Genomic DNA, 12077 nt, shown 5'->3' on the forward strand with positions numbered 1-12077 from the left:
CTATGATCAGACGGTCGCCGACTGCGGCATGTAAATTCTGTCACCCACAAATATCAGGTGCGGATTGTGGATATGGTCCATGTTCAGCACGATGGTGTCGGCGACGTCCACTGACCGGCTTCGGGCTATGCTGCCGATACTTTGACCGGGCTGCACACTTATCCACTGGTAGCCTTCACTCTCCAGCTGCGGGTTAAAGCGGCCGTCGGCATCCTGTGCGCCCTCCTCGTGAGGGGCGACGAAGGACGCATCCACCCAACCCTCGTACTGCTGCCCGTCCCAGCTGAAACCGGTGACTGCTACCCATTCGTTGCCGTCGTCGTCCGTCCTGCGCTCTCCGGTTTCATGGATAAACGACCCTGGCCGCAGAACCGTGATCGCTTCCGAACCACTCGCCGCTTCCTCACGCAGGTTGAGGCCGACTTCCGCAATGACGACGAGTTGCGGCCCCGGCGTTTCCGGTTCCTCCGGCTCGGTAGGAGGCTCCTCCCGCTCAGGTTCGCTGCGCGACTCCTCCGGCACCGGCGTGGTCACGGAGTCCTCTGGCGTCGTGTCGTCGTCAGGCGGCGGGGCACTCTGATCGCCTCCGAATATATCCGCCCATGACATCGCGCTGAACGCTAGGAGACCCCCACCGAAGGTGACAGCAAGGACGACGCGCGGTCCAAGCCCCGGCTTGCCGTCCTTTGTCAAGGAAGGACGCCAAGCATCGTACAGAAGATGGCCCGAGCCGTAGGCGAACAAGCCGCCCGCAACAATGTCCGGCGTGACTTTGGCGAATGTAGAGACGTCCCCTATGAGTTCGCCAGTAGGGCCTCTCATATATTCGAGAGTGCCTGCCGCATAGATAGGAAGCGCCACTTTATCCGTTTGCGGAAAGGCGCTCTTGCGGGTTCGCAGCTCCTCGATCGACTTGCCCGCATACATCAAATTGCCGATCTGGTAGGTGCTGTTGACAAACGGGCTTTCCGACAAGTTCAAGTAGCCTGAGGCGATATTGGGCATGAAGGTGAGGGCATCCACCCCCCTCAAGATACGACCGAGGGGCTGGTCGGGGCCGGTCTTGTCGGGATACTTGGCCTTCACGAACATGCCCAGACCGCGAAAGCCGAAGGCGCTCGCGGAAATCGGTGCGAGGATATACGGCGGCAGCACGCCGAATGCCGCGCTGCCGACCACAACCGTCGAGTAGCCAATGATAATCGCCGGTTCCATGATCCCGAGCGCGGAGCTCTGCTCGGGCGACAGTTTGAGCTTTTGGCTCCATCTGAGGGCGCCCGCCTGCTCGGACGTGAAGGCGTTCAACTGACGCAGCGTGAAGGCGGAAATCTGCTCCGGTGCGAACTTGCGCATAATTCCCCTGGCGATCCCCGAGATAGTTTCTGGGGAGATCGCCTGGAGTTGTTCTGCCGCAAATATCCTCAACTGCTCCTTGCTGAGCGCGTTGAAATGTTCGGCCTTGAGGGCGCCCACCTGCGCGGGGGTCAACGCTTCGAGCTGCGCGGGAAGGAACGCGGCGACCTGTTCCGGTCGAAGCTCGGAGAGCTTCTCCGGCGTGAGCGTTGCGAGTTGCTCCGACGAGAGGGTTTGAAGTTGTGCCTCCCCCAGCGCCTTCCACTGATCGGTGGTGAGTTTCGTCATCTGATCGGGCGTTAGCGCCGTGATCTGCTCGGACGTAAAGCTCGCCACCTGCTCCGGTCGAAGCTCGGAGAGCTTCCTCGGCGTGAGCGTTGCGAGTTGCTCCGACGAGAGGGTTTGGAGTTGTGCCTCCCCCAGCGCCTTCCACTGATTGACGGTGATTTTGGCCGTATGATCCGGCGTCAGCGCCGCAATCTGCTTGGGCGTGAAGCTGGCCACCTGCTCCGGTTTCAGTTGGGCGATCCGCCCGGGCTTGATCGCCTCGAGGCGACTCGGGGGGATTGCCTGCAGCTGCTCGGCACTCAGCGCCCGCAACTGCTTCGGCCGAAAGGCCGCAAGCTGGTCGAAGGTGAGCTTCCCAATCTGTCTCGGCGTAAGGGCACCGACCTGGTCGGCGCTAAGCTGAGACATATGCCTCGGCTCGATCGCCTTCAGGTAGCTATCCGTCAGCGTGGGGATTGCCGCGCGCGTTAGCTCCCTCACCTCGCGTCCCGACAGAGGGGACGCGGGCGGTGGGTTGCCCGGATGGGCCTCAGAACTCTCCGGCGAATTGGCCTGCGCGGTTGATTCCGTCGCGGGATCGCCCTCCTCTGCCGGTCGCGGCTGATTCCCCGGCGGCGGTGTATGCTCGTTGGATGCCCCCCTTATCCAAGGGATCACCGCAGCCTCTCCCGTCTCGGGATCGCGCACGAGAATATGCGTCTTGTCGGCAAGGCTCGGATCGTCTCCGCGCCTTTGCGGCCCGTCGGCCTGCGGAACATAGACCCGATCGCCGCTTGCCGGAGGCTCGCCGTAGGCGAAGGCGATTATGTTCTGCCCATTCTGGTCGGTGAGGCGGAAGGTGGGCGGCCCGTTGGCCCTAGCGTAGGAAACGAAGCTCGCCGCGCCCATTCCCGTGCCCGCGAGGCCCGTCATGAAGCCGGTGATCGCATCGGCGATCTGCAGACCCGACATTTGATCGTGATGGAGCACCAGGTCCTTGACTGAGAAGTACATGAGCGGAGCGCCGATCACCATCGCGCCCCCGTCGAGCGTATAGGCAGCCAGGTTGAGGCCGCCGGCGCTCCTCATATAGGTGCCGACTTGACGCGCATGGGGAATCTGGTGCCAGAGCCGGCTGAAGCGGGTGCTGTGGGCGGCGGCGTTGGCCGTGCCGCTGGTGCGGACGGCGCCCATGCCGGCCAGGAAGGCCTGTCCCTTGGTCAGGTTGAGGCTGTGCACCATGCCGATGCTCCGCAGCCCGCCGGAGATCATCGGCAGCGCCGTCGTCGCGATCATCGCCATGTTCATGAGCGATTCCGTTTCGCCCCACTCGCCGCCATGCTGGAGGTGGTTGTACTGGCGAATGGCGGCGCGCGTACCGAGATATGTGCCGCCCGCGACGGCCAGCGGGGCGGCGATCGGCGCCGCCGGCGTGAAGGAAGCGACGGTGGCGATGGCCGTGCCGATGCCAACAAGCGGATCGACGACCTTGTCCCAAGCGGAGACGTTGCGCGCCTTGACGACCTCGAGCGCGATCTCGCTGTCAGAGCCGGGCGTCATCTGGAAGTCGGTCGGCACGATCAGATGGCCGTCCTCGGAGAACAGGCTGTTGTTGTCCTGAAAGTCCCCCACGTCGTCATACGCCTTGCCGGCGATGTCTACGCAGCGCACGTCGCCCTGTTCGTTCCTGACGGCGAAGAGCGCCATTTGCTGGACGCCCTTCTCCGGATCGACATAGAAGAGCGGAACCACGCGAACCTCGGCGTCATCGCCGCCGATATCGCGAATCTCGTTCATGACCTTATCGAGTGCCTCGCTGCCTTCCTCCGTAGATGTGTCCAGGTGCAGCGCCTCTATGACGGTCTGGTCGGTAACAGACCGGAAGGTTTCATCATAGCCTCGTTCGTAGTGCGCTCCGATCTGCTGCTGGATATTTTCGAGCACATCGCCCTGACGCTCCTCGAAATAGGCGCTCTCGAGGCCCTGGAGATGCTCCCGCCTACCCTCCTCGTCAAGCGGCGCGAGCGACTGCGTGCGTTGAAAGGCGAGCCAGTCGGCCGCTGACTCGGCCATATCGCGGGTGTCCTCGAGGGTGCCGCGCATATCCCGCGCCAGTTCCAGCGCGAGCCAGGTATATGCAAGTTGCGGATCAACCCAGCGCGTTTCGTTGGCTTCGCCGTCCCCGTCGCTGTCGATCTCCACGCGAACGGGCGTATCGCTGGTGGTCAGGGCCTCAAGGCCGTTTGCCTCATAGGCGTCGGCGACGTCGGGATGCATGTAAACGTCCCGGCCGCCAATCTCTATCTTGAGGGGTTCGACGCCTTCCGGAAAGCTTCCCTCCGGCGGCTCGACGCTGCCTGGGCCGTGCTCTTCCAGAAGTTCGCCGTACTCTGCCTCCAGCCCCTCGATCTGTTCGCCAAGATGATCGATCCTGACGCCCAATTGCTCTTCCAGCGTCCGGTTGACGGTCTCACCGGCGCTCTGTTCGGCTCTCTGCAGGATATCGAGCCGGGTGCCGGCGCTGCAGACGTCCGAATCCGGCTTGGTGCCCTGGAACGTTTGCCATTCCTGGCCGAACGCATGGTAGGAATAGCTCTCGTCTACGTCGTCGCTGTCCCAGGTCAGCTGGTACTTGGTCTCGCCGTTCTCGTAGTGATTGACCACCCACAGATGGCCGTCTTCCGCGACGATCTCGTTGCCCTGGAAGTCGTCATCCTCGAACAGCTGAGGATTGTTCCTGTTGTACTCGGCCAGCAGGCGCTGCTTGATGTCTTCCAGCTCGACCTCGGCATCAGCCAGGTCGCTCCTTGACTGGTAGAGATTGACATAGGCCTGGTCGATCTCGACCTGCCTTCCGATCGCGTCCTGCTCGGCCTTCAGTTGAAGCCAGGTGGTTGCCGTCTCGGCGTCGATCCACAGGCATTCGAGCGTACTGTCTCCATCGGTGTCGCGTTGGATCCCGACCGGTTGTCCGCCTTCGGCAAGAGCGGGCAAGCCCTCCTCTTCATAGGCTTCCGCCACTTCGGGCGCGACCTGCACCTGTTGGTCCCCAACCGTGATCTCGACCGGCTCGACGTCGTCGGGAAGCCCCTCCACACCGTCTCCGAACTGGCTTTCCAGATCGGCGAGCGTGATACCGGTGACCAGGCTGTCACCCAGGGTGCGTTGATAGTTGGCCTGAGAAAGCAGTGCGTCCACTTCCGCGTGCGCGGCCACCCCCTTCTTGTACTCTTCCTGATAGTTGTAATCGCTGTCGGCGGAGGTGATGACCGGCGTCTCCCCGTCGGGGTAGAACGGCATGTTCGCCTGCTTCGTGATGGCCTCATCGAGCAGGCGCTCGGATTCCTCATAAGCCTCCAGCGCGTCCTCCGTGTCCGTCACGCGGTCATTGGCGTTCGACAGCCGCTCCCGCGCGTCCGACAGGTCGCCTTCAGGCTCGGGCCGCACCCAGCGATAGCCGTGCTCGCCAAGCGTCTCGTCAAGGGTTGTCCCGGCTGCTTCCGTCGCCTCCTCGGCGTCCGGATCGAGCGCCCACACGTCGAGCTGGGCCTGGATCTGCTCAATCTCGGCTTGGAGCTGCATCATCTCCCCAAGGGTGACGTTTTCAGCCGCGATCGCCCTGGCCACCTCGGGATGGACCCAGCGCCAGGTGCCATCCACCTTCATCGGCACCCAGTCCACGTTGGGATCCAGCCCCGCCGGCGGCTCGCCCTGAAAATTGATGCCGGTCACGTTGCCTTCTTCGTCCGTCTCGACGGTCGGCTGGGCTTCCGGGCCGAGCCCGTGCTCCTCGATTGCCGCCTCGGTCGCCTCTCGCCGCTCGCCGGCCTCCTCGATGAGGTCTTCGTAGGTCTTTCCGGCAAACATGCCTTCGATAACCGTCATGACGATCTCGTCTTGCGCGGCCTGGGCGGGATCGTCGCCGTCCGGATTGATCGCCAGAAGCTTGCGTGCCAGCGTTTCCTCGAGGCTGCCCCGTTCGATCTCGATTTCGGCGCCGTCCTCGTTGTTCTTGAGTACCATCTTGCCGTCGGGATCGGTCGTCAGGGTGTAGCCGTTGAAGGTTACTTCGACGGTCTCTTGGGGATCGCCGTTCTCGCCCGGCTCCGTGGTTGTGACGGTACGGCGCCCCTCCTTGTCGACAACGGTCTCGACCACCCTTCCGTCGACATAGCTTATTCGGTGGACCTCATCACCGTCGTCCTCGACGTACTCCACCGTCGTGGTGTTATGTTCATTGCGTGAATAGGAGGCGACAACTTCGTCGCTGCCGGCCAAGGTGATGAGGACCGATTGGTTGTAATAGTTTGAGTTGCTCGGATCCGTCGCGCTCACGTCGTAGCCGGCCGCTTCGAGCTGGGCGATCACCTGTTCCCGGGTAAGTCCGCGCTCCTCGGCGATGGTTGCAATGCTCTTGCCTGCGATGACGTCTTCGAGGATGCCCACGCTACCCTCTTTCGTGGGAACCTGCTCCGGATTGAGTTCGGTCTCCTCGCCATCGGAGATAACGACGGTGGTCGTATCACCGTCCTCGGGCGTGGTTTTCCTGATCACCACGCCGCTCGGCAGCCTCGTCTCCTCCACGATGGTCCCATCGCCCAGGTCGTCCTCGTACCGAGTGGTCGTCACACCGGTATCGGAATCGTACTGCTCCTCGACCTTCCAACCGCGCTCGTCGCGCACAGGGCCGCGCACCTCCTCGCCATCCTCCTTGACGCCCGTGTGATAGGTCCCATCGTGAAAATCATAGTATTCGGTGACCCCGCGGCCGCTCTGCGGGTCCGTCACCTCGGTCGTACGCACATCCCCGTTGTCGCTTTCCGGCTCGGTCGTTTCCACCGTGTAGCCGGCAGCCTTGAGCTCGGCGATCACCTCCTCGCGCGACTTGCCCTGCTCCTCGGCAATGAGGTCGATGCTCTTGCCCTCTTCGATATCCTCCAAGATCGCATCGGTGGCGTCCCGCGCCTCCGTGCCCGTCTGATCGGGTTGGACCGGATCTTCATAGTTTGTCGGCGTGAAGTAAAATTGCGGCACCGTCGAATTTTCCGGGCCGAGATAAAGCGCCGGCCTGCCAAAGTTCTGAATGCCTCCGTCGGTTGTCGTCGGTCCGTTATTTGCGGTGGTGACAACTTGCGTCGGTTTCGAGCTCTCCGCAGCCGAAGCCTGCTGCCTTCGAAGCTCGTCCATCGCGGCACGCACTGCCGCAAGGGCTTCCCACGGCGTCCCCAGGATCGGCGAAATCCGGCGCAGCGCCATCAGATTTCCCTCCAATATCGCGGTATCTCACCGCTTCATCGCCCAACTCCGTCCCCTGTCATAAAAGCAACATATGGAACTTATGGGAAGAAATAATTCCAACTGGCATTTTTCCCTTTGGCCCAGGATGCCCACGTGCAGGTGCTCTGGTGCCGTCACGTTGACTGTGCGGAAGGGAAATTGAGGTGGCTGCGCGACCATGACGGAGCGCAGCGACCTATACGAGGAGGGTTGGAAATTATCCTTGAGCGATCGCCGTTCTGAGACGATACGATGGCTGCCAAGGTGAGACGAAAGGGCCGCGCGGCCGCGCGCGTCACTGTCATCAAGCCTAGCACGTGGTCAGGTAAGCGCTTCAACTTCGCCCACGAGGTCACGTGGTCATCGCGCCATGCGAAGGGGTGAACGAGGAAAGGCAGCGCATCGCCTCGCCGGCGCCTTTCTGATCCCGGCCGACGTTCTGCGCGCCGAAGTCGGCGCCCACCAATCCTCCATCAGCATGCGAGCTCGTCGCTCTGAAGAAGCGCTTCTGCGTGAGCTACCGATGCAAGGATCTCGGCATCATTAACCAGTCCGCCTTTGCCCATCTCTTCAAAACTTTCCCTGAGCGGGGATGGAGAAGGCCCCCTATGACCAGCCGGAGACGATGAAACCGGAGCTTAAGGAACCCAGGCGCTTCGAGCGCCGCCGCCACCGGGCCTTGGCAGAAGGAGCAAGCCGCGGAACTCTTCGGCGTTCCCGTCCGCGAACTCGATGCCAGGCTGGATCAGGTAGCGGCTTGATCAGTGGCGATCCTCCTCTCCGACACATAAGTTTCGCGCTGTTCGGTATTTAGCCAGTAGCGTGTGTGCCGCCGCTGGCCGGTGCGGGTAAGTGCGCCCTTCTCGACCAGATCCTGCAGGTCGCGCGTGGCCGTGGCGCGCGATGCGCCGGTGATGCTGATGTAGTTCTCGGCGCTCAAGCCACGCTTGAAGCCGTCGATGCCCTCGCGGAACATGCGTGCAATCGCCTTTTCCTGGCGGGGGTTCAGCTTGACGCGCAGTCGGTCATAGAAGCGGGCCTTGGCGATCTGGAATTCAATTCGTTTGAGCGTATTGCCTTGCGCTTCCAGAACCGTCTCGGCGAAATAGACCAGCCAGTCCGTGATCTCGTTGTCTTTGTTCGAGCGCTCCAGCATGTCGTAATAGGTCTTGCGGCCGCGTTCGATCGTATAGGCCAGCATGATCAGGCTAGGCTGGCCGAGTTTTTGCGCCAACGCCTTTTCCGACAGGGCGCGGCCGATACGGCCATTGCCGTCCTCGAAGGGGTGGATGCTCTCAAAATACAGGTGGCCAATCCCGGCGCGCGTGAGTGTAGGGAGCGCGCCTTTCTCATCGGGAGCGCTGCCGTTGAACCATTTGACGAATGCGTCCATTTCCGCGCGGACCTGATTTGAGGGTGGCGCCTCGAAATGAACCTTCTCGCGCCCGACCGGCCCCGAGTTCACCTGCATCGGATCGGCATGCTTTCGATACGCGCCGATGACCTCAATGCCGCGGTGCCCGGCCATCACCATCTTGTGCCAGTTGAACAGGCTTTTATGCGTGAGCCTGTTGTCATAGGAACGGTAGAGAGTGACCATCATCTCCGCGATGCCGCGTTCTTCGGGAGGAACGCGCCGTGTTTCGGCGTTAAGTCCCATCTGTTGGCGCAGTGAGGACTGGACGCTGTCACGGTTGAGGATCTCGCCTTCGATCTCGGAGGTCTTCAGCGCTTCGTCGCTGATGAGCTCGATGCGAAGTGTGTCGCGATCATCGGGACTGACATGACGAAAGGCGCCGAACAACTCACCGGCCCGGAGCAGGAATGTCTCCTCCAGTGAGGCCAGCGCCGCCTTGTCGTGGCGAAACTCGGGCCAGTCAGGTTGCTGCCAGTTCCAGATCATGAGTTATAGAGTACCTTTCTATAACTCATTTTATCCAATATTTGTGAGCGATAAAAGGGCTTTCTATGCTTCACAGTGTCTGCGTGGCCCCGGCGGGCTAACCTCCAGCCGGTTCGCTACCGCCTCAAGCACATGGAAGTTTCTATCATCACTCATAGGGTGACACCGTGACCTCCTCCGCCTGCCGCTCCAGTGCCTCTATCTCCCGCTCATCCATCACGCTGCACCAGATAGGGATCACCTAAACGCCTACATCAAGACAGTGGTGGTTGCGGAAGGTGGCGCCCATGAAGCCTCGTACCTGCTTCCGGGGAACAGAATATCCGGCGGCAGCATTCCACATGCCCATCCGCTAGCCGATGTACCTCTATAGAATGCCTTCGTATCGTTCTAGATATTTCCGACTCTCTTTGACAAGCCGAGCGCGCCGCCCTCCGGCGTCAACCTTCAAGGATGGCAAGTTCCGCTTCCCTTTGTCCTCTCGTCCTTCCAGCGTTCGCGTTCATCTTTTCCGCGGTGAGGGCAGCGAGAAATTCCGTCGCCGCCAGTGCCGTCGTCGCACTTGGAAAGCATGAATGCAGCTTCGTGGGGACGATGATGTTCTCACGGGCTATTCGCTGTAGGGTCGAAGCCTTGCCGTCTGTGACCGCCACGATTGCAACGCCGCGGTCCATCATCTGACGCGCAAGCTTGCTGGTTACCGGCGAATGCGGGGCAAAGCTGACGACAAGCATGGCATCGCCGTCCTGCGGCCTGTGAGGAATATCGGTTCCGCTTTCGGGCACCATGCTGATCAAAGCGGTATTCTTGCCCACCTGAGAGGCCAGGTGGACGAAATGGCGAGCAATCATTTCGCCCGAATGCATGCCGAAACAAAACAGCCCGCGGGCTTCTGCGAGAATGTTTGCTGCAGCCAAAAGCCTTTTCGGGCTGATGCCACTACCCAGGCTTTTCACTTGCTCCGTGAGAGAATCGGCAACGCCTGTGACCATGGAAATTTCCTTCGCGGTTGCCTGTTGTGTCGCGACGGCTACGCGAAGCCGTGGACCATCGGGGTCGCGCCTCATCTGAGCACAGATCGCGCGCAGATCATCATAACTGTCCAGGCCAAGCCAAGCGGCGAGCCTGATCATCGTCGAATGGGACACCCCTGCCCGGCGCCCTTGCTCGCGCATCGACATCCATGCCACCTCCGCGGGGTGTTCCAACACGAACCGAGCGGCCGCGCGAAGCCGTGGCGGCATTGTCTCGTACTCTTCCAACAGCCGGTCAGCTAAAGGGTTTTTCTCCATGCCAAGCTACCTCTTAATTGGTGTCGGCTGAAAAGGCTAAATCATCCGATCGTTGGTATTCATTGCCTGCGTTTGTAGAAGCACAACGTTTCGTCGGACTTCAGAAGCCGGTATGCGCTCACCTGTTCTAATCGGTTGCGCTAGCATTCCCCCTCATTGCTCCTCACTCCGACCTTACGTCCAGATATAATGGCCACGAGAAGTTGTATGAGTCGAATTTTTAGTTTTGATCGAGTTCGATGAATTTCATTCATCGAAGCCCTACCCGGCCGGAAGAGCGCACTGCGGTTATTGCCGGCTCAGCCTGACAGCCCACAGAAGCATTGCCCCACAGATTTGCAGCAGCACCGCCCATAACAGCACAGTCTGAAAGCCAAATGACTCATAGAATGAGCCCGCCACAGTTACACCGAATGTTGCCCCAAGGTAGGTCGTGGCGCTGTTCAACCCTAATATGCGTCCCTTGTCCGTGGAGCTTATCTGCGACAGCAAGAGAACAATCATATTGAGTGAGACGTTTGTCATGGCCCCCCATAGGATGACGACAGCCAGAGTTGCTGTATAATCGTTTCCAGCCACGCCCATTAGCCCGTAGACTGCGGCATTCATCAACAGCACGACCGGCAAAAGCCTGCTCGCGCCAATCTTGTCGACCAATTGCGTGGCAGGGGTTCCTGCCGCGAACCCGACACCAAATGCAAGGATGATGGCACCGGCCGCGCTTGCCGAAATGATCAACGCCTGTCGAGCCTGATCGGCAAGAAAAGCAAAAACTCCATAAAACGCCGTGGTAAAGCACAGGCACACTGCGAGCAGCCGCAGAACATCGCGGTAGCTCAGAGCAGAAAAGGTGCTAAACCGAACAGTATCATTTGCAACCCTGTCTCCAAGACTTGGTACACGATGGATCTCAACAGCAATGATAAGCACAACAGCAAACAATATCAGATAAGCAAGACGCCAAGCCAACAAATCTGAGATTAAGGCCAGTCCTGGAATTCCACAGGCAAACGCCAACGACCAGCCGAAAAGCACCTTGCCGAGAGAGCGGGAGAGATCATTGGGGCCGGCGCAGACCGTAGCCAGGGTGTAAGTAGCCGGCAGGATGATCCCGGCACTTAAGCCCGCAAGAGCCTGGGCGCCCATGAGCATTAGCGAATTGGTGGCTCCTGCGCTGCACAAAAGCGCGACAGCAAGAGCCAGCAGACCGAACCGCAAGGCTTGCCTTGCACCAAATCGGTCGATCTGTGGCGCAAGAAAGAGCGCCGAAAGCATCGTTCCCGCTCCGTAAACTGCAACAGCTCGTGAAATCGCAATGTGGGTTGAACTAAGGGATCTCGCTACATCGGGCAGAATAGGGCTCAAGACGAGCGAATTTGAAGCAACGACCGCCACGGCAAGCATTAGGATATTTAGCTGATTTACGCCGCCTTTCTCTTCGGCGGTGCCTGCCATTATTATATCTTGTAACTTTCCTTCCAAGCTAACTGTCATCGCACTTCCCCTGGATTTGCGCCTAAAGACAGTATATCTATTATATTTTTAAAGATTTGTTTATGTAAGTAGCGTATAATTTTCACATTCTAATCTTTTACTTGTAATCTCGTAGTAATTTTGCAAACTAGTATAGATTTATATTTCTAATATCCATGAGAAGCGCGCCGTCTCCAAACGATTAAATTTAGACAGAAGATTAGCTCAGATAATGATTCGAATCTGAGTGTCTTCTCGGCCCAATATTTGAAGGTCGAGTGCCTCGTACGGAATGTTCTCCGGCAAATCATTCCAATTGGACTTTGCCGTTGCGACGGTCTCGATACAATGCGTTCGGCTGTAGGCTTGCGCAGCCGAAAAGGTATCTTCGGCGAAGCTTCCGCTCCCGGCGTTCGCCTCTGGCGGTATCCAGAATTGAAGGTGGGGAGGATATGCAGGTCTCGGGAATTTTCCTGAAGGCTTTTCGATGATCGCGGCGCTGGCATCGTCGC

Annotated in this window: 4 protein-coding genes; all 4 read right to left on the minus strand. The window is 59.8% G+C overall.

Annotated elements, in window-relative coordinates; translation table 11 throughout:
• Positions 1 to 6 precede the first annotated feature (6 nt).
• Complete coding sequence (locus tag N5A92_RS17435) at positions 7 to 6876, minus strand: DUF4781 domain-containing protein (RefSeq protein WP_260905023.1); 6870 nt, start codon at positions 6874 to 6876, stop codon at positions 7 to 9.
• Positions 6877 to 7642: 766 nt separating this feature from the next.
• Positions 7643 to 8800 carry a Fic family protein gene (locus N5A92_RS17440; protein ID WP_260905024.1) on the minus strand — a complete coding sequence of 386 codons (1158 nt, stop codon included), beginning with the start codon at positions 8798 to 8800 and terminating at the stop codon, positions 7643 to 7645.
• Positions 8801 to 9240: 440 nt separating this feature from the next.
• Entirely contained in the window at positions 9241 to 10092 is an 852-nt protein-coding gene (locus N5A92_RS17445; RefSeq protein ID WP_260905026.1) for a MurR/RpiR family transcriptional regulator, read from the minus strand.
• 288 nt (positions 10093 to 10380) lie between these two features.
• Positions 10381 to 11547 carry an MFS transporter gene (locus tag N5A92_RS17450; protein ID WP_260905028.1) on the minus strand — a complete coding sequence of 389 codons (1167 nt, stop codon included), beginning with the start codon at positions 11545 to 11547 and terminating at the stop codon, positions 10381 to 10383.
• Positions 11548 to 12077: the final 530 nt, after the last annotated feature.

The sequence above is a fragment of the Chelativorans salis genome (assembly GCF_025336525.1).
Lineage (GTDB): Bacteria > Pseudomonadota > Alphaproteobacteria > Rhizobiales > Rhizobiaceae > Chelativorans > Chelativorans salis.

Excerpts from the sequence above, each read along its gene's own strand:
- N5A92_RS17435 (WP_260905023.1), bottom strand. The coding sequence starts at position 6,876 with ATGGCGCTGCGCCGGATTTCGCCGATCCTGGGGACGCCGTGGGAAGCC.
- N5A92_RS17440 (WP_260905024.1), bottom strand. The coding sequence starts at position 8,800 with ATGATCTGGAACTGGCAGCAACCTGACTGGCCCGAGTTTCGCCACGAC.
- N5A92_RS17445 (WP_260905026.1), bottom strand. The coding sequence starts at position 10,092 with ATGGAGAAAAACCCTTTAGCTGACCGGCTGTTGGAAGAGTACGAGACA.
- N5A92_RS17450 (WP_260905028.1), bottom strand. The coding sequence starts at position 11,547 with ATGGCAGGCACCGCCGAAGAGAAAGGCGGCGTAAATCAGCTAAATATC.